Annotated in this window: 16 protein-coding genes and 2 tRNA genes; 3 read left to right on the top strand and 15 right to left on the bottom strand. The window is 73.3% G+C overall.

Annotation, left to right across the window (positions count from 1 at the left end; all coding sequences use genetic code 11):
- Positions 1 to 165 precede the first annotated feature (165 nt).
- Positions 166 to 1,851 (bottom strand): MFS transporter, encoded by a 1,686-nt coding sequence (locus tag EES43_RS14885; RefSeq protein WP_241192428.1) that lies wholly within the window; start codon positions 1,849 to 1,851, stop codon positions 166 to 168.
- 234 nt (positions 1,852 to 2,085) lie between these two features.
- On the opposite strand from EES43_RS14885, the gene EES43_RS14880 reads away from it, so the two are divergent.
- Positions 2,086 to 3,048 carry an endonuclease/exonuclease/phosphatase family protein gene (locus tag EES43_RS14880; RefSeq protein ID WP_124269183.1) on the top strand — a complete coding sequence of 321 codons (963 nt, stop codon included), beginning with the start codon at positions 2,086 to 2,088 and terminating at the stop codon, positions 3,046 to 3,048.
- A 199-nt stretch (positions 3,049 to 3,247) separates the two neighbouring features.
- Here EES43_RS14880 and EES43_RS14875 read toward each other — a convergent pair whose 3' ends face one another.
- The 6 genes from EES43_RS14875 to EES43_RS14850 all read right to left on the bottom strand — a co-directional run bounded on the left by EES43_RS14875 (position 3,248) and on the right by EES43_RS14850 (position 7,291).
- Positions 3,248 to 3,994, bottom strand: coding sequence for a response regulator transcription factor (locus tag EES43_RS14875; RefSeq protein ID WP_124269182.1), 747 nt, complete (start codon positions 3,992 to 3,994; stop codon positions 3,248 to 3,250).
- A 217-nt stretch (positions 3,995 to 4,211) separates the two neighbouring features.
- Positions 4,212 to 5,105 carry an amidohydrolase family protein gene (locus tag EES43_RS14870; RefSeq protein ID WP_241192427.1) on the bottom strand — a complete coding sequence of 298 codons (894 nt, stop codon included), beginning with the start codon at positions 5,103 to 5,105 and terminating at the stop codon, positions 4,212 to 4,214.
- Between the two features lie 83 nt (positions 5,106 to 5,188).
- Positions 5,189 to 6,064, bottom strand: a complete 876-nt coding sequence (locus tag EES43_RS14865) for a DUF2797 domain-containing protein (protein ID WP_124269181.1) — start codon at positions 6,062 to 6,064, stop codon at positions 5,189 to 5,191.
- Positions 6,065 to 6,216: 152 nt separating this feature from the next.
- Positions 6,217 to 6,795 carry a hypothetical protein gene (locus tag EES43_RS14860; RefSeq protein WP_124269180.1) on the bottom strand — a complete coding sequence of 193 codons (579 nt, stop codon included), beginning with the start codon at positions 6,793 to 6,795 and terminating at the stop codon, positions 6,217 to 6,219.
- A 126-nt stretch (positions 6,796 to 6,921) separates the two neighbouring features.
- Positions 6,922 to 6,994, bottom strand: a tRNA-Arg gene (locus EES43_RS14855).
- Positions 6,995 to 7,200: 206 nt separating this feature from the next.
- A tRNA-Ser gene (locus tag EES43_RS14850) sits at positions 7,201 to 7,291 on the bottom strand.
- A gap of 281 nt (positions 7,292 to 7,572) precedes the next feature.
- Between EES43_RS14850 and EES43_RS14845 the strand changes: the two genes are divergently transcribed.
- Positions 7,573 to 8,124, top strand: a complete 552-nt coding sequence (locus EES43_RS14845; RefSeq protein WP_124269179.1) for an SSI family serine proteinase inhibitor — start codon at positions 7,573 to 7,575, stop codon at positions 8,122 to 8,124.
- Positions 8,125 to 8,590: 466 nt separating this feature from the next.
- A complete protein-coding gene (locus tag EES43_RS14840; protein ID WP_124269178.1) occupies positions 8,591 to 12,868 on the top strand; it encodes a response regulator in 4,278 nt (1,425 codons plus the stop codon).
- A gap of 98 nt (positions 12,869 to 12,966) precedes the next feature.
- Here EES43_RS14840 and EES43_RS14835 read toward each other — a convergent pair whose 3' ends face one another.
- The 8 genes from EES43_RS14835 to EES43_RS14795 form a co-directional block, all read right to left on the bottom strand.
- The gene (locus tag EES43_RS14835; protein ID WP_124269177.1) at positions 12,967 to 14,616 is read right to left on the bottom strand and encodes a long-chain fatty acid--CoA ligase; all 1,650 of its coding nucleotides are present in this window, start codon (positions 14,614 to 14,616) and stop codon (positions 12,967 to 12,969) included.
- Between the two features lie 229 nt (positions 14,617 to 14,845).
- Positions 14,846 to 15,409, bottom strand: coding sequence for a SigE family RNA polymerase sigma factor (locus tag EES43_RS14830; protein ID WP_124269176.1), 564 nt, complete (start codon positions 15,407 to 15,409; stop codon positions 14,846 to 14,848).
- A 308-nt stretch (positions 15,410 to 15,717) separates the two neighbouring features.
- Complete coding sequence (locus tag EES43_RS14825) at positions 15,718 to 16,884, bottom strand: lipid-transfer protein (RefSeq protein WP_124269175.1); 1,167 nt, start codon at positions 16,882 to 16,884, stop codon at positions 15,718 to 15,720.
- On the bottom strand, positions 16,881 to 17,489 hold the full coding sequence (locus EES43_RS31350) for a MaoC family dehydratase (RefSeq protein WP_241192426.1): 609 nt from the start codon (positions 17,487 to 17,489) through the stop codon (positions 16,881 to 16,883). Before EES43_RS31350 ends, EES43_RS14825 begins: the two co-directional genes overlap by 4 nt.
- A complete protein-coding gene (locus tag EES43_RS14815) occupies positions 17,486 to 18,580 on the bottom strand; it encodes an acyl-CoA dehydrogenase family protein (protein WP_124269174.1) in 1,095 nt (364 codons plus the stop codon). Before EES43_RS14815 ends, EES43_RS31350 begins: the two co-directional genes overlap by 4 nt.
- Position 18,581: 1 nt before the next feature.
- Complete coding sequence (locus EES43_RS31005; RefSeq protein WP_241192652.1) at positions 18,582 to 19,733, bottom strand: bifunctional MaoC family dehydratase N-terminal/OB-fold nucleic acid binding domain-containing protein; 1,152 nt, start codon at positions 19,731 to 19,733, stop codon at positions 18,582 to 18,584.
- A gap of 104 nt (positions 19,734 to 19,837) precedes the next feature.
- On the bottom strand, positions 19,838 to 21,010 hold the full coding sequence (locus tag EES43_RS14800) for an acyl-CoA dehydrogenase family protein (protein WP_124269173.1): 1,173 nt from the start codon (positions 21,008 to 21,010) through the stop codon (positions 19,838 to 19,840).
- 224 nt (positions 21,011 to 21,234) lie between these two features.
- Positions 21,235 to 21,549, bottom strand: coding sequence for a hypothetical protein (locus EES43_RS14795; RefSeq protein WP_124269172.1), 315 nt, complete (start codon positions 21,547 to 21,549; stop codon positions 21,235 to 21,237).
- Positions 21,550 to 21,680: the final 131 nt, after the last annotated feature.

Here is a 21,680-nt window from a genome sequence, read left to right as displayed (position 1 = left end):
GCGTCCTGCCAGGACGGTCCTGCCGGAAGGGACGACGTACCGGATGATCACACTCCGGTCGTGTCCCGTCCGATGCTATGCCTCCGGACCTGCCTCGGGTCCTGTCTTCGGACCTGCCTCCGGTCCCGTCGAGTCTGCCCGGAATTCGGCCGCCTGATCGCCTGATCAGCCTCGCAGCGGGTCGGAGGGGCGGGCGGCGTCCGGGCCGTCGGCCGCCGCAGTCGGTGCCGTCGGTGCCGCCGGGGCCGCCGGTGCCGCCTCCGCCGTCGGGACCGCCGGTGCCGCCTCCGCCGCCGGGACCGCCGGGGCCGCCTCCGGAGTCGGTGCCTCCGGGGCCGCCGGGGCCTCCGGGGCCTCCGGGGCCGCCGCCCGTTCCGCCCGGCGCAGCAGCAGCGCGGCGAGCAGTCCGCCCGCCAGCACCGCGACGGCCCCGACCAGTTGGCTGGCCTCCAGGCCGGAGGCGAAGGCGTCCCTGACGCGCTCGCGCTCGCCCGGAGCGTCGGCGGCGGCCAGCGCGGCCGGCAGCGAGGCCGCGCCGACGGCGGCCGGGACGAGTGCGGCGAAGCGGGAGTTCAGTACGGCTCCGAGTACCGCGACGCCCAGACCGTTGCCGAACTCCGCGAGCGTGCCGTTGACCCCGGCGCCCACGCCCGCCTTCTCCGGCGGGATGGCGCTCATGATGGCGTTGGCCATCGCGGGCATGGCGACCGCGATGCCCGCGCCCATCACGACCAGGCCGAGCAGCATGCCGCCGTACCCCGCGCGCCCCAGCACCGCGATGGCGACGAGACCGGCCGCCAGGCAGCTCATCCCCGCCGCGATGGTGGCGGGCGTCCCCATGCGCGGCACCAGGCGGGCTCCGAGACCGGTGAGGTTGAGGGCGACCACGGTGAGCGCGAGCGGCGCCGTGCGCAGCCCCGCCTCCAGCGGCCCGTAACCGAGCACGAACTGGAGGTGCTGCGTCAGCAGGAACAGCGAACCGCCCATGCCGAACGCGACCAGGATCGCCCCCGCGACCGCGCCGATGAACTTCTGGTTCCGGAAGAAGTGCATGTCGAGCATCGGATACGGGATGCGCAGCTCCCACAGCACGAACCCGGCGAGCACCGCCGCCCCGGTGAACGCGGTGAGCAGCACCCGGCCGGACGTCCAGCCGTGCTCGGGGCCGGAGATGATCGCGAAGACGACGGCGGTCATGCCCACCGTGGACAGCAGCGCGCCGAGCAGGTCCGGCCGGTCGCCGCGCGGGTTCTTGGACTCCGGCACGAGCCGGACGACGGCGACCAGGCCGATGAGCGCGACCGGGATGTTGATGAGGAAGATCGCGCCCCACCAGAAGTGGTCGAGCATCACTCCGCCGACGAGCGGACCCACCGCGAATCCGAGGGAGTTGACGGTCGACCAGAGGCCGATCGCCCGCACGCGCTCGGTGTCGTCGAAGATCTGGACCACCACGGCGAGCGTGGTCGTGATCAGCAGCGCGCCTCCGACGCCCATGCCGGCGCGGGCCGCGATGAGCTGACCGGAGGACTGCGCGAGCCCGGCGGCGAGCGATCCGACGCCGAACAGGGCGAGTCCGGCCACCAGGAGCCTCTTCCGCCCGTAGCGGTCGGCGGAGCTGCCCGCCGTGAGAAGCAGACCGGACTGGACGAGCGAGTAGGCGTTGATCATCCACTGCACGTCGGCGGTGGAGGCGTTCAGCTCCGTGGTGAGGGAGGGGATCGCGACGTTGAGGACGGTGTTGTCGAGCAGCACGGTGAGCTGGGCCAGGCAGATGACGCCGAGGATCAGCCATCGCTGCGGATGCCTCTGCGAGGCCGGGTCGTTCTGCTCTGCGGCGGTCGCCGTCATACGAGGCTCCTTGATCTCCAGGGCCGCTGTACGACGTACAGGGCTATACGCCGTACAGGACAGGAACGACCGGGACCGTAACCCTTCCCCTATACGGCGTACAACCTGTTTTCGGTGGAGCGGAGACACGCCTGAGCACGCGGAGGCCGGGACGGTGTTCCGGGTGGCGGCCGGGCGGTACGGTTCTCGACGCCGACCTGACGGAGCGCGCCCTTTACCGACCGCTGGAGAGCCATGTCACTGCGTCGCCGTACCGTGCAACTCCTGCTCACCGCAGCCCTGTCGGGTTCGCTCCTCGCCTCGACGGCCGTCGCGACGGCCCGCGCGGCGAACCCCGTGGCCCGTTCGCTGTCGTTCCCGGCGGCGCTCCCGGCGTCGTCACCGGCGTCACTCCCGGCGGCGACCGCGCGGAACGAGGAGGGCGTGCCGCTGCGGGTCGCCACCTGGAACATCCACGCCGGTACGGGGACGGACCACGCCTTCGATCCGGAACGGCAGGCCGCACATCTGCGGTCGCTGAACGCCGATGTGATCGGGCTTCAGGAGGTCGACCGGCACTGGAGCGACCGCAGCGCATGGCGGGACCTGGCCGGGGAGCTGGCACAACGGCTGGGCATGCACCTGTTCTTCGCACCGGTCTACAGCCTCGACCCGCCCCGGCCCGGCGCCCCGCGCGCGGAGTTCGGGGTGGCGGTGCTGTCGCGGTACCGGATCACGAGCGTCGTGAACCACGAGATCACCCGCCTGTCGACCCAGGTCCCGAACCCGGTCCCGGCCCCCGCACCGGGGTTCGGCGAGGCTGTCGTACGGGTGCGGGGGCTGCCCGTCCACATCTACGTGACCCACCTCGACTACCGCCCCGACCCGGCTGTCCGCGTCGCCCAGGTCTCCGACACCCGGCGGATCATGGCGCGGGACCGGGGTCCGAAGATCCTGCTCGGCGACTTCAACGCGGAGCCGGGCGCACCGGAGCTGGCCCCGCTGTGGAGGGAGCTGACGGACGCGGCCCCGGGCGCGCCGACCTTCCCCGCCGAGGCTCCCGTCAAGCGGATCGACTTCGTGGCGGTGTCGAAGGGCGGCCCGCGCGGCGCGGTGGCGGTGCGGAGGGCCTGGGTGCCCGCGAGTACCGCATCGGACCACCGCCCGGTCGTGGCGGACCTGCTGCTGCGCGTGCGCGGTCGGGCCGACCACCGATGACGCGCGGGACGGGACGGGAGCGAGAAGGCGCCGTCGCGGCCGGGCCGCACCGATAAGGCCGGCTCAGGTGACGGCCCGTCGATCGTGGTGACCGGACCCGATCACGGCGGCGACGACGGCGATGAGGGAGACCACCGACACGACGGGCCGGGTCCGCAGCGTCGTCCACGGCCACCGCGGTGGCCCGGTGCGGCGACGCCTAATCACCGGGCTTGATCAGATACCCCGCGCCGCGCCGGGTGTGGATCATGGGCGTCCGCCCGGCGTCGATCTTCTTGCGGAGGTAGGAGATGTAGAGCTCGACGACGTTGGCCTGGCCGCCGAAGTCGTAGTTCCACACCCGGTCCAGGATCTGCGCCTTGCTGAGCACCCGGCGCGGATTGCGCATCAGAAAGCGCAGCAGCTCGAACTCGGTGGCCGTGAGGTGGATCGCCTGCCCGCCCCGGCTCACCTCGTGGCTGTCCTCGTCCAGCACCAGGTCCCCGACGGCGAGCGTCGAACCGCTCCGCTCCGCCGCGACCGCCGAGCCGGAGCGGCGGATCAGCCCGCGCAGCCGGGCCACGACCTCCTCCAGGCTGAACGGCTTCGTCACGTAGTCGTCGCCGCCCGCCGTGAGCCCCGCGATGCGGTCCTCCACGGCGTCCCGGGCGGTCAGGAAGAGCACCGGCACGTCGGAGTACTCCCGGCGCAGCCGTCCCAGCACCGCCAGACCGTCCATGTCCGGGAGCATCACGTCCAGGACCACCGCGTCCGGCCGGAACTCCCGCGCGACCCGCACCGCCCCGGCCCCGTCCCCGGCGCTGCGCACCTCCCACCCCTCGTAACGCAGGGCCATCGACAGCAACTCGGCGAGCGGCGCTTCGTCGTCCACGACCAGGACCCGTACGGGCGTGCGGTCCGGCCTGAGCAGTTCGGTACGCCCCTGGGGCGCGGTCGTCGTCGTCATGGCCCCACCCTCGGAGCCGCCCGTGAGAGAACCCTGACCCGTTCCTGTGAATTTCCTGAGAAAGCGGCTGAGCGCGGAGCGGAACAGCGTAATGACGCGGACACGACGGCAAGGCGGCAAGGCGGCAACAGCGCAGGGCAGCGCAGGGCAGCGCAACGCAACGCAACGCAACGGGAAACGAGCGGTCCGCAGGCCCGGCCGTATGTCCCTAGGGCGGTCAGGGACCGGTCTCGAACAGCGCGGCGGCGTTCCCGTGGCAGACCGCCCGCAGCCAGTCGTCGCCCAGCCCCATCCGCTCCAGCGCCTCCAGCTGGTGGACGTACGGATACGGGATGTTCGGGAAGTCCGTCCCGAGCAGGATCCGGTCCCCCAGATCGGCGAGCCGGCCCCGCTCCGCCGCCGGAAAGGGCATGAAGCCCTCGCAGAAGTCGGTGAACGCCATCGTGGTGTCGAGCCGCACCTGCGGATACGCCTCGGCCAGCGCCAGGAACTCCGCGTACTCGGGCATCCCCATGCGCGCGACGACGAGCCGCAGCCGCGGATGGCGGGCCAGCAGCCGTCCCACGGGCTCGGGCCCCGTGTACTTCCCCGGTGCCGGTCCCGAACCGCAGTGCATCACCACGGGCACGCGGGCCTCCGCGAGCAGCCCCCACACCGGCTCCAGCAGCGGATCGTTGGCGTCGTACGCGCCGACCTGGAGGTGCGACTTGAAGACCCGGGCCCCGCTCTCGACGGCCTCCCGCACGTACCGCTCCACGCCCTCCTCGGGAAACAGGGTCGCGGTGTGCAGGCAGTCGGGAGCCCGCCGGGCGAAGTCGGCGCCCCAGCCGTTGAGCCAGCGGGCCATGCCGGGCTTGTGCGGATAGAGCATCGCGGTGAAGCGCAGCACGCCGAACGAGCGGAGCAGGGCGAGCCGTTCGTCCTCCTCGTAGCGGTAGGTGATCGGCCACTCCATGCCGGTCAGCGGACCCGCCGCGTCGAAGTACGCCCACACCTTGCGCAGGACCCGCTCGGGCATGAAGTGGGTGTGCACGTCGATGATCCCGGGCAGCCCGAGCCGCCGCCAGAACCGCACGACGTCGTCGTCCCGCACCACGTCGTCATGCCGCACGTCGTCATGTTCCCCGGTGCCCCTGCCCCGCACACCGTCGTCCGCGTCGTCCCGCTCCACGCGCGCTCTCCCTCGGGCAGCCGTCAGAACAACCCACCCTGCACGCCACCGGCCCCGATGTCGACGAGGGGAACGTCCATCCCGCCGTCGGCCGCCGCCAGCTCCCACCCGGTGATCAGCCGCGTGTCGAGGACGACCACGCCCCCGCCGTCCACCGCGAGGTGCAGATCGGGCCCGGCCGCGGCCACGAGCCGCCCCGCCACCGCAGCGCCGCCGACCAGTTCGACGACCGACCGGGCGGGAGCGGGCGAGCGGTCCAGACCGAAGAGCGCCACCTGGTCGACGGCGTCGAAGGGCAGCCGCTCCAACGACTCGGGCCACCCGCGGCCCTCCAGCCCGACGGCCCGCCCGTACAGCTCCGCCACCTCGGCCCGCCGCTCCGGCTCCGGCGGCAGAGCGCCGCGCACGGCCCGCTTCCGCGCGTACGGGATGCGATCGGGCACGCCGAGAGCGGCGCGCAGGACCTCCTCGGTGCGCCGGGCCGCCATCAGAGGCCCGCGCCCGAGCCAGCTGAACACCACCGCGCCCTGCTCACGCAGCCGCGCGGCGCCCCGCTCCTCGGCGGTGATCCCGACCTTCACCATGCCGGGCCCGAACCAGGCGAGATACACGCGGTACGTGCGCGGGTCGTCCAGCAGCGTGTCGGCGGCCACCGAATGCGCCCGGTCCAACCGGGCACACTCCGGGCACCGCCCGCCGGTACCGCGCACGGAGACCGCGGCCCCCAACGGGCACACGTTGCCCCGGGCCCCCACGCAGTGCCGCTCGCCCACCGCCCGGAACCCGAGCCCGCCGCCGTACGCGAGGGCGCTCACCCGCCGGTCGACGCCCTTGCGCCAGCCGAGTTCGGGCCCCTCGCCCGGCCACCGCAGCCCGGTGCACCACCACCCACCGGTCACCGCGCACCCACTCACCTCGACACCCGGACCCGCCGCACGAAGCGGAGGAGACCCCACCGCGCGCTCCCAGCCGATGCTAAGGGCTGAGGCTGCGACACCCCGGCGAGGGCGACGACGGCAGGCGGAGGGGCCCGCTATGGAGGGCACCGCTATCAGGCACCGTGCGCGAGACCGCCCGGCCCGCCGACGCCACCCACGCCGCCGACGCCCTCGATGCGCTGCCGCATACCGGCCATGCGCCGCACGAAGCGGCGGTTGAACCAGACCATCCAGGCCATGAACGCCAGCCCGAAGCCGAGCCCCCACAGCCCGGCCGTCACGTTCCCGGCGGCGAACCACAGCAGCGGCATACCGAAGAACAGCAGCCCCAGCAGCGGAAAGGCCCACCACTGGTTGCGCCGCAGCTTCTCCTCGCGCCGCCGGATCAACCGGACCATGACCACACGCTCGGCCGGGTCCTCGGGCAGCTCACCGTTCTTGGCGATCCGCCGCTCCAACTCCGGCACCCGAGCGGCCACAGTGCCCACCGCCCGCGCGTCCCGGCGCCTGCGCCGCATCAGGAACCACGACATGAACCCGGCGTAACCGACCCCGCCGGCAACGATCCCCGGCCACCCCGACCACCCGTCGAAGACCAGGCGGATCCCGACCCACACCACGAGCACCAACAGCCCGATCGCCCACCACCGGTCCTGCCACCGCTCCGCCTGCCCGTGCTCCGTCGACCCCATCGGTAACCTCCGAGCCGGACGCGTCCACCACGCCCCGTACCTCTCCGGCTACCCCGCCCCTCCACAACCGAACTCGGCATACGCGAGAGGCCCCCAGGATTTCTCCTGGGGGTCTCTGGCCTGCTGTGCACTCGGCAGGATTCGAACCTGCAACCTTCTGATCCGTAGTCAGATGCTCTATCCGTTAAGCTACGAGTGCTTGGCGTTCCGGGCTTTTCTGCCTGGTCGGCGTTGCGAGAACAACATTACATGACCTGCGCCGTGACGCGAAATCCCTCAGCCATACCGAGCCTGACCTGCGGAAACGTCTCCTCGGAGTGGTTCTGGGAGCTGTTCCCCCGGGCGGGTGCCATCGCCGGGAACGGCCGAAGCCCCGTGCCTAGGGCACGGGGCTTCGGGGTGGAGCGGAGGCGGAGGGATTTGAACCCTCGATGGGCTTTAAGACCCAAACCGCATTAGCAGTGCGGCGCCATAGACCGGACTAGGCGACGCCTCCAGCACACCTCGCGCGGACGCGAGTGGTGCGTGCAGATGATGACACAGTCCAGCGTCGTGTCACCAATCGCCGCTCACGTTACTAGCCATACGGGGGCCACGGCAAAGGAGATCGGCGTGGCGGCGCAACGTCCCGGCGTCGGAGGCGTTAGAGAGATGCGGGGGCGTCGGTCTCCGCCGGTCGCGGTGGGGTCGGGGAGATCAGTTCCGCCGCCGTTCGCCGCCCGTCGCTTCAGCGGTCGTCCCGCGACCGCCCGTGATCCAGAGATCCAGGAGCCCCGCATGCTGCGCCGTCTCGCCCTCACCGCCGTCGTGTCGCTCGCCGCCCTGTCCGCCGCCGTGCCGGCCGCCACCGCCACCGCCTCCGGCGCCACGCCCTCGGCGCGGCCGACCTCCGGGCCGATGTCCGCCGCCGTACCCGCCCTCGGGCCGCTGCCCGTCCCGATCCCGCCGCTCCCCGGCTTCCTGGACGGTGTCGGCGGCGGGCCGGCCCAGGACGCGCGGACCCGGCTCTCCGTGATCGTGACCGACTCCGGAGTCGCCGGAGGCGACGGAACGTTCGAGCTGACGTGCGGCCCCACCGGGGGCAGCCACCCGAAGCGGCAGGCAGCCTGCGACCGGCTCGCGGAGGCGGGCGCGGCGCGCGCGGGACAGGAGCTGTTCCGGCCCACGCCCGCGGGCACGATGTGCACCCAGATCTACGGCGGTGACGCCTCCGCCCGCATCAAGGGGACCTGGGAGGGGCGGCCCGTGGACACCACCGTGACGCGCAGCGACGGCTGCGAGATCGCTCGTTGGAACAACCTGGTGCCCCTCCTCCCCGACCTTCGCTGACCCCGGGCCCGGTGGTCGGCGATGGCCGGCCACCGGGTGCCGGAGCCACTGCGGGCCGAGAGCCACTGCCGGCTCTCGGCCCGTTCTCGCTCCCCGTACCGTCCGGTGCGGCCCCCGTACGGCCCGATGAGGGAACCGCGACCGGCCCGGCAGCCTCGCTCCGGCTCCTGCCGCGTCCCGCCACGCGCCGCCTGGCCCCCCTCTCGCACCCGTCCTTCCACAGGACGCGGGGCGTCCGTACGCCGCCCTCCCGCCGCCCGTCCGCGCACGTCATAGGGGGCGCAGGGGCGCGCGTCATAGGCCGACGGCGTACACCGCGTGCACAGAACCTTGGTGAGAGCTCCCCTCATCCGCCGCCCCTCGGCCCTCCCCTGCCCTTAGACTCCTTCCGTGACGGTCTGCGGCCCGAGGGGCAAGACGGGGCCCGCTGTCGGCAAGGTGCGGTAATCAGGGAGGAAGCGTCGTCGTGAGCAGCAGGCCATCCCGAGGCACTGCTCGCCTCGCAGCCATACTCGATGCCCTCCCCGACGGGCTCCTGCTCGTCAACTGCAACGGCACGGTCGTCAACGCCAACGCCATCGCCCTGGAGATGTTCGAGACCCCGGGCACCGCGCTCGTCGGTCGCGGGCTGCTCGATCTGCTCCCGGAGTTCGACTCCAAGCTGATCCCGGGCTCGATGCGCCGGCCCGAGGCCGCGGACGAGCAGGGCAGGACCAAGCCGACGCGGATGACCGCCCGGCGCACGGACGGCAACGCGTACCCGGTCGAGGTCACCAGCGCGAGCCTGGACAGCGGTCAGGCCGCGTACAACGACATCCACTCCAGCTACACCGGCGACGAACTCCTCATGATCGTCGTACGGGACCTGTCCGGCACCGTCGACACCGAGGCCGAGCTGGCCCGTTCGCAGCGCCAGACGGAGATGATCCTCCGCGCCGCCTCCGAGGGCGTCGTGGGCACCGACACGGACGGCCGGGTCGTCCTGGTCAACCCCGCCGCCGCCCAGATCCTCGGCTTCCGGGCCAGCGACCTCGGCGGCCAGAAGCTGCACCCGCTGATCCTGCACTCGCGGGCGGAGGGCGAGCCGTTCCCGTACGAGGAGTCGCCGCTCGCCGACACCCTCAAGTCCGGCCGCAAGCACCGCGTACGCGGGCAGGTGCTGTGGTCCAAGAGCGGCGCGCAGGTGCCGGTGGACCTGACGACCGCACCGGTACGCGACGGCGACCAGCTCGTCGGCGCGGTGATGACGTTCACCGACCGCAGGCCGTACGAGGAGCTCACCGCCCAGCACACGGCGGCCGTCGACGAACTGACCACGAGCCACGCCGCCGAGGTCACCGCGCTCAAGAAGGCGCATGCCGCCGAGATCGACGCCCTCACGGAGGCGCACACCGCCGAACTCGCGGACCGCGCCGAGCGGTACGCCGCCGAGATCGAGGAGCAGGCCGAACGGCTCGCCGCTCTCGACGCGCAGCACTCCCAGCTCACCGCGGTCCTCGGCGGTTCGCTGCGCGGGCCGTTGGAGGAGCTGCGCGGCGAGCTGTCGACCCTCGCCGCCGACCCGGCCGGGCAGTTGTGGCCGGAGGCCAACCAGATCCTGCACCACCTCGCCGCCGGGTACGCCCGGATGACGACGCTCGTGGACAGCGTGCTGGGCTACCAGCGCCTGGACGCCGGGCTGGAGGGGCTGGTCAAGGCTCCGGTCCTGCTCGACGCGGTCGTGACGGGCGGCATCGACGGGGCGGTCGAGCTGATCGGCCCGGGGCGCGCCCAGTTCGCCGTGCACGCGCCGCCCATCGAGGCCGAGGTCGACGCCCGGCAGCTCGCGTCGGCTCTCGCCCATCTCGTCGCGGACGTCGCGGGGGTGGACTCGACCGGCAAGACCAGGCCGGTGCCCGGAGGCGGTTACGTCGACTCCACGGTCGTCGTCGCCGCCGCGCAGCGCGGTGACGTGGTACGGATCGAGGTGCGCGGACCGTTCGCCGGCGGCGACCCCGTGCACGAGCCGATCGTGCGCGGCATCGTCCGGGCGCACGGCGGTGTGCTCCAGACCCACGAGATGCCCGGGATGAGCGGCAGCGCGTACGTGCTCGACATTCCGATCGGGGCCGGGGCGGGAACCATCGCGCCCGTGGCCCCGCCGGAGCCTGCACCCGTGCCGGAGGCCGTTTCGTCGCCGCCTACGCCCCCGTCGCCGTCGCCGTCCTCGGACGGTCTCGGCGCGCCGGGTGTGACCAGTGGCGGCCGGCGTCGGGCCCGCCGTTCCTCGACGGACTCGTTCCTGGAGAGCCCCGTCGGCGAGCCGGAGACCGTACACGGGGCGGACACGGGTGCCGGAACGGCGACGGAGGCGGGGCCCGGCGAAGGCGTGGCGGTGGCCGAGCCGACCGGACGGCGCAGGGCGCGCCGCGGACCGGCGGCGCAGGAGGAGCAGGGACCCGAGCTGATCCCGGCCCAGCAGGGCGAGGGTTCGGGGCGCAGGCGCGGACGGCCCAGCCCCGCCGAGACCGGGGCCGTCGCCACGGGGACGGACGGGATCGGCGCGGCCGGAGCCCCGGGCACCGGCCTGCCCGGCAGCGCCCCGGCACCATGGGGTCAAGGACCAGCGCAGAGCCCGGTTCCGTCGCAGGGCCCGGTTCCGGCCCACGGTCTGGCCCTCCCTCATGCGCAGGCACAAGCGCAGGAGCACCAGCAGGCCCAGGAGCCCGTACGGGAGCAGCCGCATCGGCATGCCCTGGCGCTGACCTCCGGCGCGCCCTCCGAGGGGTCCGTCGTCACGAAGGCCGAGGGGGCGCAGGGTGTCGGGGGCCGTCCGCAGCGGGGGCTGACCGTGCCGCCGCAGGGCGTGCCGGTCGACCCGCAGCAGCCGGTGCCGCCGACCGGCCGCCGGGCGAGGCAGGACGGCGAGAACCGTCCCGCGCTTCCGGCCCTCGCCGCCGGCAGCGGACACGCGGGCACCCCGGGTACATCAGGCGCCCCGGGCAACGGCGGCAACATCGCTCCTGGCACCGGGCAGCGGAATCAGCAGGACCTCGGGCAGTCCCAGCAGCCCGAAGGGCGCCGGGCCCGGCGGGCGCTGGCCGCCGCCCAGGAGCGCACCGCCGCCGACGCGGGTCCGCGTACCGCCTTCGCGCTGCCTCCCGCCGACGCCGACCGGACGCCCGTCGCCCCGGAGGCCGCCGCCGAGGCGGGCGCCGCGCACCACCGGCGCTCCGCACCCGAGACCGGTCACACCCCGCCGCCGGCGCACCCCGTGGCCCCGCCGCAGGCCGACTGGTCCCGGAACGGGGCGAACGGAGCCCCGGGACAGGTGCCCGCCCCGCCCGCCCCGCCCGTCGGGCAGGACGACGCGGGCGCGGCCCGTCGGCCGTCGGCCGAGGAGGGCCCCTGGGGCGGCGGCACCGGGCAGACCGCGCACGCCACCGGCAGCGTGACCGTGCCCCCCGCGCCGGCGCACCCGGCGGACAGCGGATCGGGCGCTCCGGACCCGAATGGGCGCAGGCAGCCGCTGCCGGCCGAGGAGCCGATGCCCGGAGGCAACAACCCGGACTCGACGCAGGGGCGCGCCTTCAGCGTGCGGACCCTGGGCCAGGGAGTGCCGTTCGCGCAGCACCCCGCGCACCAGCAGAACCAGCAGAACCAGCCCAACCCGCAGAACCCGCAGGGTCTCGGCGGTGCCGGCCGTCGCCGCAAGCTCGCCGCCCCGCCGGAGGCCGAGCGCCCCGCAGCCCAGCCCGCGGCCGGCGCGGAGCCCGTCGCCCCGCCGGTCCGCCCGGACCTGCCGCCTCCTCCGCAGGCTCCCGGACATGCGGGGTCACCGGGCCAGCCGGTTCCCGGCGCCCAGCCCACCGTCACGGGGCCGGGCTCCGGGCAGTTGCTGGCCTCGCCCGTCGCCGAGGGGCGTGCCTACGCCATAGGAGCGCCCGACGAGGGCGCCGAGGGGCCCGAACCGCTGGACGGACCGGGTGGCGCGGTCGAGGTCGACAACCGTCCGCAGCCCCGTCCGCTCGACGACGAACTGCCTCCCGAGCCCCTGGACAACCCGCGTCGGCTGCTCGTCTGGCCCGCGCCGGACGTGCCGACGCAGCAGGCGCTCAGCGACCGGGGGTACCGCCCGGTGATCGTGAACTCCCGCGAGGAGGTCGACGCCCAGATCGCCGCGTTTCCCGCCGCGCTCTTCGTCGACCCGCTGACCGGGCCCATCACGCGTACCGCGTTGCAGTCACTGCGCCAGGCTGCCGTCGCCGCCGAGGTTCCGGTGCTGGTCACGGCCGGTCTGGGGCAGGCCACCCGGGAGGCTGCGTACGGGGCCGATCCGGCCGTCCTGCTCAAGGCGCTGGCTCCCCGTGACAGCGAGCAGCATCCGTCCCGCGTACTCCTGATCGAGGAGCACGAGGAGATCGCGGTGGCGCTCACGGAGACCCTGGAGCGGCGCGGAATGCAGGTCGCACGGGCGTCGACGGACAGCGAGGCCGTCGATCTGGCGGGGCGTATGCGGCCGAACCTCGTGGTCATGGATCTGATGCAGGTGCGCCGCCGAAGGGCCGGGATCATCGACTGGCTGCGGGCGAACGGGCAGTTGAACCGGACCCCACTGGTCGTCTACACCTCGGCGGGGATGGACCGGGCGGACCTGCCGAGCCTGGGGTCGGGCGAGACCGTGCTCTTCCTCGCGGAGCGGTCCACCAGCGATGAGGTCCAGTCCCGGATCGTCGACCTGCTGGCCAAGATCGGCACCAACTGAGGGCTGCCCTCGGTCAGGCGAGGAGAAGCCCATGGCGGGGGCGGTACGGGTTTCCGTACCGCCCCCGCCATGTTTCACGTGAAACCGACGCCAGATCCTCAGAGCTGCGTGATGTCCAACTCCCCATCCGCGTACTGCTTCCGGATCACCTTCTTGTCGAACTTGCCGACGCTCGTCTTCGGCACCGCCGGAATCACCGTCCACCGCTCCGGCAACTGCCACTTGGCGATTCCGGAGTCCGCGAGGAAGACCTTCAGTGCCTCGTAGCCGACCTCCGCGCCCTCCTTGAGGACGACGGTGGCCAGCGGACGCTCGCCCCACTTCTCGTCCGGTACGGCCACGACGGCCGCCTCCGCGACGTCCGGGTGGGCCATCAGCGCGTTCTCCAGCTCGACGCTGGAGATCCACTCGCCGCCGGACTTGATGACGTCCTTGGCCCGGTCGGTGAGGGTGAGGAAGCCGTCGGCACTGATCACGCCCACGTCGCCGGTCTTCAGCCAGCCGTCCGCGCTGAACTTGTCCTCGGGACGCAGGTGCTCGCCGTCGGCCCCGCCGTAGTAGGCACCGGCGATCCAGGCGCCGCGGACCTCCAGCTCACCGGCCGACCGGCCGTCCCACGGCAGGTGGTCCCCGGCCGGCCCCACCAGGCGCGCCTCGACGCCGGCCGGGAAGCGGCCCTGGGTGACGCGGTAGGGCCACTCCTCCTCGGCGCTCAGACCGGCGGGCGGGTTGGCCATGGTGCCGAGCGGCGAGGTCTCGGTCATGCCCCAGGCGTGGCAGAGCCGGACGCCGAGCTTGTCGTACGCCTCCATCAGCGAGGGCGGACAGGCGGCGCCGCCGATCGTGACGCTGGCCATGGAGGTGAGGTCGCGCGGGTGGGCGGTGACTTCGGCGAGCAGGCCCTGCCAGATCGTGGGGACGGCGGCGGCGTGCGTGGGGCGCTCGCGCTCGATCATGTCGGCGAGCGGCGCGGGCTGGAGGAAGCGGTCCGGCATGAGCATGTTGACGCCGGCCATGAAGGTGGCGTGCGGCAGGCCCCAGGCGTTCACGTGGAACTGCGGGACGACGACGAGGGTGGTGTCCTTGTCGGTCAGCCCCATCGACTCCGTCATGTTGACCTGCATGGAGTGCAGGTAGACGGAGCGGTGGGAGTAGACGACGCCCTTCGGGTCGCCGGTGGTGCCGGAGGTGTAGCACATGGCCGCGGCCTGGCGTTCGTCCAGCTCGGGCCAGTCGTAGGTGGTGGGGCGGTCCGCGATCAGTTCCTCGTACTCGTGCACGCGGGGCGCGACCCCGGCGAGGGCCGAGCGGTCGCCGGGCCCGGAGACGACGACGTGCTCGACGGTGGGCAGGTGGGGCAGCAGCGGCACGAGGAGCGGCAGCAGCGAACCGTTGACGATCACCACCTTGTCGTCCGCGTGGTTGACGATCCAGATCAGCTGTTCCGCCGGCAGCCGGAGGTTGAGGGTGTGGAGCACAGCCCCCATGGAGGGAACGGCGAGGTACGCCTCGACGTGTTCGGCGTTGTTCCACATGAGGGTGGCGACGCGCTGGTCGCCGTCGATGCCCAGTTCGTCGCGCAGGGCGTGGGCCAGCCGGGTGGCGCGCGCGCCGATCTCGGCGAAGGTGCGGCGGTGCGGCTCGGGTTCGCCGGTCCAGGTCGTGACCTGCGACTTCCCGTGAATCGTCATCCCGTGCTGCAGGATGCGGGTGACAGTCAGCGGTACGTCCTGCATGGTGCTCAGCACGGCGTCCTCCCGGTGGGCGCTACGCGGCAGTAGGGGCTCGCTGATTCTGCGCACATACCGCGCGGTATGTCACTACTCACGGGAGATATTCCTGTCGGGTCACCGGTCCCGCCACCTTTACGGCCGCCCTCCACGGCAGCCCTCTACGGCCCGCCCTCTACGGCCCGCCCTCCACGGCCGTCCGTTCTGCCACCGGTCCGGCAACGCCACGGCCGGGGCCGAGGCGCGCTCAGCGCATCGGGGTCAGCTCCGGGTCCTCCCGGAGCTTGCGCAGGGCGCGTGAGACGGCGCTCTTGACCGTGCCGACCGACACGCCGAGCACCTCGGCGGTCTGGGCCTCGCTGAGATCCTCGTAGTACCGCAGGACGACCATCGCGCGCTGCCGGTCCGGCAGCCTGAGCACGGCGTGCCACATCGCGTCGTGCAGCACCTGCCGCTCGGCCGGGTCGGCGGCCGGGGCGGCCTCCTGCTCGGGCAGTTCGTCGCAGGCGATCTCGTCGATCCTGCGCTTGCGCCACTGCGACGTGCGGGTGTTCAGCAGGGCCCGGCGGACGTAACCGTCCAGCGCCCGGTGATCCTCGATGCGCTCCCACGCGACGTACGTCTTGACGAGCGCGGTCTGCAGCAGATCTTCGGCGTCGCACGGGTTCGCGGTGAGCGAGCGCGCGGTGCGCAGCAGGACCGGCCCCCGGGCACGGACGTACGAGGAGAACGACGTGTAGGGCCGGTGATGGGAGGCGGCGGCGGTGGCAGGGGCCGCCCTGGAGGCGCCCGTGCAGACTGGCGTGGTCATGAACTCCACGCTAGGAGCGGGCGCCCCCGGACGGATCGGCCCCAGGTCGCGAAGCGCGGTCCGTCTCAGGTTGGACGGGCGGTGCGCCCGCCACCTCCTGAAGGGGGACGGCCCGGCGCGCCGCGGTCAGCCTTCGGCGGGCGGCGGTCGGGGGCCGGGGGCGGGCGGCCGTCAGGGGCCGAGGGCTTGCGCCAGGGGCCGGGGGCGGGCGGCCGGTCAGGCACCGGGGCGGGCGTCAGGGACCGAGGGCGGGCGGCCGTCAGGGGCCGAGGGCGGCCCGGCGCGCCGGCTCAGCCGTCCGCGCCGGATCAGCCGTCCGCGCCGAGGATCAGTCCGGACGTCGGGACGCCGGTACCGGCCGTGACCAGGGTCCGCGCGGCACCCCGCGCCTGGTTCACCGACGTGCCCCGGATCTGCCGCACGGCCTCCGCGATGCCGTTCATCCCGTGGAGATACGCCTCCCCGAGCTGGCCTCCGTGGGTGTTCAGGGGCAGCTCCCGCGCCGCGACGAACGCCCCGCCCTCGCCCGGCCCGCAGAAACCGAACTCCTCCAGCTGCATCAGGACGAACGGCGTGAAGTGGTCGTACAGGATGGCCACGTCGATGTCGGCCGGGCCCAGTCCTGAACTCCGCCACAGCTGCCGGGCCACCACACTCGTCTCCGGCAGCCCGGTCAGCCCGTCCCGGTAGAAGCTCGTCATCTGCTCCTGCGCCCGGCCCGCGCCCTGCGCCGCCGCGACCACGACGGCGGGCGGCCGGCGCAGGTCGCGGGCACGCTCGGCGCTGGTCACGACGAGGGCCTGACCGCCGTCCGTCTCCTGGCAGCAGTCCAGCAGCCGTAGCGGTTCGACGATCGGGCGGGAGGCGGCGTGGTCGGCGAGTGTGATCGGCTTCCCGTAGAAGTGAGCCGCCGGATTCCGCGCGGCGTGGAGCCGGTCGACCACCGCGACGTGACCGAAGACCTCCGGTTCCAGGCCGTACGCGTGCAGGTAGCGCCGGGCCGCCATGGCCACCCAGGAGGCCGGGGTGAGCAGCCCGAACGGCAGGTTCCAGCCGAGCGCCGCGCCTTCGGGGGTCGGTTCGCGCCGTTGGACGCCGGAGCCGAAGCGGCGGCCGGAGCGCTCGTTGAAAGCCCGGTAGCAGACGACCACGTCGGCGATCCCGCTCGCCACCGCGAGCGCGGCCTGCTGCACCGTGGCGCAGGCCGCGCCACCGCCGTAGTGGACGCGCGAGAAGAACGACAGCTCGCCGATGCCCGCCGCCTGGGCGACCGTGATCTCGGGGCTGGTGTCCATGGTGAACGTGACGAGCCCGTCGACGTCGGCGGGTGTGAGTCCCGCGTCGTCCAGGGCGGCCCGGACGGCTTCGACCGCCAGGGTCAGTTCGCTGCGGCCGGAGTCCTTGGAGAACTCCGTGGCCCCGATGCCGACGATGGCCGCCCTTCCGCCGAGCGTGTCGGGCCTGCGCACGCTCATGCGCCCGCCCCCGGGCCGGAGCGCTCGCCCCGGGGGCGGCGGGGTGCGTTCTCCTGGTTCAGGGGTTCTTTCCCGCGAACCGGGCCTCGATCCGGGACTCGATCCGACGGTTCCCGGTCCGAGGGTTCCCGGTCCGAGGGTTCCCGGTCCGAGGGTTCCGGCGGGCCGGGCGTGGGAACGGCGACGGTCACCGTACCGGTGACGTGTCGGCCCAGTCCGTTGGTCCCGACGACCGCGACCTCGGCGACACGATGGCTCTCACCGTCCGAAGGGGAGCCGGTCACGGACGTGACGCGTCCCGTCAGCGTCATGACGTCGCCCGGGTAGTTCGGCACGCCGAGCCGGATGGCGACGGCGCGCAGGACGGCGGCCGGGCCGAAGTGATCGGTGACGAAACGGCCGACCAGGCCGTTGGTGGTCAGGATGTTCATGAAGATGTCCGGCGAGCCCTTCTCCCGTGCCCGTTCGGCGTCGTGGTGCACGTCCTGGTAGTCGCGCGAGGCGATCGCGCCCGCGACGATCAGAGTCCGCGTCACCGGGATCACCAGCGGCGCCAGGGCGTCGCCCGTACACGGAACAGCCACTCGCCCGCGCCCGTCCGTCATGTCGCCGCACCCTCCTCCTCGTCCGCCAGCAACAGGCCGAGCTCCTGGAGGACTTCTCCTCCCGATCCGAGGTACGCGTCGATCTGCCGGCCCCACAGGAAGTGCCGGTGCACCGGGTGGCCGAGGTCGGCTCCCGTTCCGCCGTGCAGATGCTGACCGGCGTGCACGACCCGCCTGCCCGCCTCCGAGGCCCACCAGGACGCCGTCAGCGCCTCGGCGGCGTACGCCAGGCCGGCGTCCCTGCGCCAGGCGGCCTCGTACGCCGTGACCCGGATCGCCTCGGTGTCCATGTGGGCGTCGGCGGCGCGGAGCAGCACACCCTGGTTCGTGGAGAGCGGTCGCCCGAACTGCTCCCGCACGGAGGTGTGGTGAACCGCCCGTGCGAGCGAGCCGGAGCAGACTCCGGCCTGAAGCCCGGCGAACGCGATGCGGCCTGCGGCGAGCACCGGGGCGTACGCGCCGGAGCGCCCCAGGCGCTCCACGCGAGCGCCGTCCAGGACGAGACGCGCGGCCGACCACGGCGCCGTCGTCTCCACGGGGGCCGCCGATACTCCCGGCGCGTCCGTACGAACGATCCACAACCGGCGATCCGTGTCCGCGACCAGTACCTGGGTGGCGTCGCGCAGCCACGGCACCCAGGGCACGGCCCCGTACAACCGGGTGGCCGAACCGCCCCCCGCGCCTGCGCTCCCCTCGTCCACGGTCGCGGCGCGCACACCGCCGCCCTCCGGGGAGACGCGCTCCAAAAACGCGCCCGTCGCCACCGCCGTACCGTCGCGCAGGGCGGGAAGCAGACGTTCGCGCTGCTCGGCCGTGCCGTGTTCGGCGACGGCGAGGACGCCGTACACACAGGTCGCCGCGAACGGGACCTGTGCGGTGGTCCGGCCCTGCTCCTCCAGCAGCAGGACCAGGCCGAGCAGCCCGATGTCCTCGATCGCGCCGGGCAGTCCGGCCGCGCACAGTTCCTTCCAGAGCCCGGCGTCCGTCCCGGTCCCGGCGGCCGTCAGCCGCTCGTGCGTCGACAGATCGCCGAAGATCCGCGCGGCCAGGTCGCGCGCCGCGCCCTGCTCCTCGCTCGGAGTGAAGTCCATGTCAGTCCTCGCTCCCCCGGAAGACCGGAAGTTCCAGGTCGGGGTCCGTACGCAGGAACTCCAGCCGTACCGGCATGCCGACGCGGACCCTGTCGTACGGCACACCGATCACGTTGCTCACGATGCGTACGCCCTCGGCCAGTTCGATCAGTGCGACGGCGTACGGTCCGCCGTCGCCGGACGGGCTGAAGGCGGGGAACGGCGGGTGGTGCATGACGACGTGGCTGAAGACGGTGCCCGCGCCGCACGCCTCGACGGTGTCCCAGTCGGGGCAGGAACAGGCGTTGCAACCGGGCAGCCAGGGAAAGCGGAGAACGGCGCAGCGCGCGCAGCGCTGGATGAGGAGGCGGTGTTCGGCGACTCCGGCCCAGAATCCGGCGTTGTCGCGGTTGATCACGGGCCGGGGGCGCGGCGCGGGGGCACCCGTCCGAACCTTGGCGGCAACCGTCGCCGCTTCGACCCCGACCGTCACCGCCTCGGGAGCGACCGTGCCCGCGCCGGGAGTCACCGTGCCCGCGTCGGAAGCGACCGTGCCCGCGCCGGGAGCGACCGTGCCCGCGCCGGGAGCGACCGTGCCCGCGCCGGGGGCAGGGGTCCCCGCTTCGGACTCGGGCACCGGGGTGGGCTCGGCCTCGGACGCGGGGGCTGACTCGGGCTCGGGACGCGGTTTCCGGAGCGCCGGCGCGTACTTGAGGATGCGGAAGCGGTGCGTTCCCGCCGGCTCGCCGTCGGCGTGCACGTCCATCCGGGTGGTGACGAAGTAGCCGGTGCCGAGCCGGGTCGTCTTGCGCCGGGAGACGGCCTCGATGACCGCGTCGAAGGTGATCCGCTCACCGGGCCGCAGCGGACGCAGGTACCGCTGTTCGCTGTCGGTCGCGACCACGGAGGCGTATCCGGCGCGGTCGAGCAGCGCGAGCAGGGCGTCGTACGCGTCGGAGCGCCCGGCGTGCCCGGAGAGGCCGCCCATCGTCCACACCTGGAGCATGGTCGCCGGAGCAACCGCTTCCGGTCCCCGGTACGCGGCTCCGGTGTCGCCCATCGCCTCGCACCAGTGCCGGATCATCGGCTCGTTGACCAGGTCCTTGCCGACGCCGTCGGTGGCCGCGGGACGCCCCTCGTACGCCGTGAGCCGCCGGTACAGCTCGTCGTCCACCGCTCCGGCCGCCCGCCCCTCCGCCGCCTGTTCCCCCGCCCCCCGTCCCTGCACCTCCTGCACCTCCTGTTCCTCCTCGGCCCGTTCCTCCGCCTCCCGCCGGGTCATCGCCGGCCCCGGGTCATGCCGAGCCGCATCGTCGCGACGATCTCGCGCTGTACCTCGCCCACCCCACCGCCGAAGGTGTTGATCTGCGCCGCGCGGTTCATCCGCTCCAACTCGCCGACCGGACCGGAGCAGCCGTCGGATCCGGCCCGCAGAAACGCCGTCCCGCCGACGACCTCCTGACACATCCGGTAGACCTCCACGGCGCTCTCGGTCCCCGCGAACTTCACGCCGCTCGCCTCGCCGGGGGCCAGCCCGCCCGCCCCGACGTCCGCGACCAGGCGCCAGTTCAGCAGTCGGGTCGCCGCGAGCCGGGCGTACGCCTCCGCGAGCCGGGCGCGCACCCAGGGTTCGTCGATCCGGCGGCGCCCCGTGGACGGGTCGGGCGTACGGGCGTGGGCGCGGGCCTCCTCGTAGAAGTCCTCGGCCTGCATGCCGATCGCGGCCAGGGCCACGCGTTCGTGGTTGAGCTGCTTGGTGATGAGGCTCCAGCCCTCGTTCTCGGTGCCGACGAGATGGGCGGCGGGGACCCGTACGCCGTCGTAGTAGGTGGCGGTGGTCGTCAGGCCGCCGACGGTCTCGATGGGCGTCCAGGAGAAGCCGGGATCGCTCGTGGGCACGAGGATGATCGAGATGCCCCGGTGCTTGGGCGCGGCCGGGTCCGTGCGGCAGGCGAGCCAGATCCAGTCCGCCTGCTGGGCGTTGCTGGTGAAGATCTTCTGGCCGTCGATCACCCACGCGTCGCCGTCCCGTACGGCACGGGTCCTGAGGGCGGCCAGGTCCGTACCGGCGTCCGGCTCGCTGTAACCGATGGCGAAGACGATCTCGCCGCTGAGGATGCGGGGCAGGAAGTACGCCTTCTGCTCCGCGGTCCCGTACGCCATGAGGGTCGGGCCGACGGTGTTGAGGGTGACCATCGAGACGGGGGCGCCGACCCGGTACGCCTCGTCGAAGAAGACGAACTGCTCGTCCGCGCCGCGACCTTGGCCGCCGTAGGCGACGGGCCAGCCGAGACCGAGCATGCCGTCCTCGCCGATCCTCCGCAGCAGCCGCCGCTCCTCGGCCGCGTCCAGCGCCGGCCGCTCGCCCCGGCGGCCGGGCAGCACGGCGCGGAAGTAGGCGCGGAGTTCGGTACGCAGCTGCCGCTGGCGCTCCGTCGGGGCGAGGTGCACGGCGGGACCTCCGGGGGACGACGGACCGAGGACGGGGAGCGGCGAGCAGGGGGCGGGGTCGTAACGAGCACTCGGTCCGACCCCGGCCCTTCCATTTCTGACTGTCCGTCAGATTCATGGTCTCTGTCAAGACGACGGCAGCCCGCACGGAGCACCGAAGTGCCGCCGCACGGGCTGCTGTCGAGCCGGACGGGATCTACCCCCAGAAGATCCCGACGGCCGCGCTACGGAAAGAAGGGGGTGAAGTTCACCGCGACGCTGTGGTCGGACTGGTCGATGGGCGTGAAGGCCGAACCGCTCACCTGGGCCGAGGTGTTCTGGTTCGAAGCGCCGGGCCCGACCGCCTGCTGCTGGGTGGTCGACGAGTTGCCGAGGTTGCCGCCGCCGACACCGGTGCCGCCGATCGTCGCCACAGCGGCGTTCGACCCGTCGTTCGCAATGGAGCCGTTGTCCGCCGCGGCGATGCCACCACAGAGCGCCACGGTCAGAGGCAGCGCGGCGACTGCGGCGAGGGCACGAGCGGTACGGATGCTTGCCATGTCAATTCCTCCAGGAACCGAAAGAACGGCTTCATATGCGGCTGTTTCCGGGACAGTTGGCCGACCTCCCGGTGTCGGTCACGACGTCGCGAGACCAGAGTTGCCCACGGCGCCCACGGCGAACCCCTAGC

It is taken from the genome of Streptomyces sp. ADI96-02, from assembly GCF_003846185.1.
Taxonomy (GTDB): domain Bacteria; phylum Actinomycetota; class Actinomycetes; order Streptomycetales; family Streptomycetaceae; genus Streptomyces.
The sequence above is the reverse complement of the archived record's forward strand: the minus strand, read 5'-3'. Positions and strand labels throughout refer to the sequence as shown.

What these genes read in the sequence shown, in the direction of transcription:
- EES43_RS14885 (WP_241192428.1), bottom strand. Translation starts at nt 1,851, where the DNA reads ATGACGGCGACCGCCGCAGAGCAGAACGACCCGGCCTCGCAGAGGCAT.
- EES43_RS14880 (WP_124269183.1), top strand. Translation starts at nt 2,086, where the DNA reads ATGTCACTGCGTCGCCGTACCGTGCAACTCCTGCTCACCGCAGCCCTG.
- EES43_RS14875 (WP_124269182.1), bottom strand. Translation starts at nt 3,994, where the DNA reads ATGACGACGACGACCGCGCCCCAGGGGCGTACCGAACTGCTCAGGCCG.
- EES43_RS14860 (WP_124269180.1), bottom strand. Translation starts at nt 6,795, where the DNA reads ATGGGGTCGACGGAGCACGGGCAGGCGGAGCGGTGGCAGGACCGGTGG.
- EES43_RS14845 (WP_124269179.1), top strand. Translation starts at nt 7,573, where the DNA reads ATGCTGCGCCGTCTCGCCCTCACCGCCGTCGTGTCGCTCGCCGCCCTG.
- EES43_RS14830 (WP_124269176.1), bottom strand. Translation starts at nt 15,409, where the DNA reads ATGACCACGCCAGTCTGCACGGGCGCCTCCAGGGCGGCCCCTGCCACC.
- EES43_RS14825 (WP_124269175.1), bottom strand. Translation starts at nt 16,884, where the DNA reads ATGAGCGTGCGCAGGCCCGACACGCTCGGCGGAAGGGCGGCCATCGTC.
- EES43_RS31350 (WP_241192426.1), bottom strand. Translation starts at nt 17,489, where the DNA reads ATGACGGACGGGCGCGGGCGAGTGGCTGTTCCGTGTACGGGCGACGCC.
- EES43_RS14815 (WP_124269174.1), bottom strand. Translation starts at nt 18,580, where the DNA reads ATGGACTTCACTCCGAGCGAGGAGCAGGGCGCGGCGCGCGACCTGGCC.
- EES43_RS14795 (WP_124269172.1), bottom strand. Translation starts at nt 21,549, where the DNA reads ATGGCAAGCATCCGTACCGCTCGTGCCCTCGCCGCAGTCGCCGCGCTG.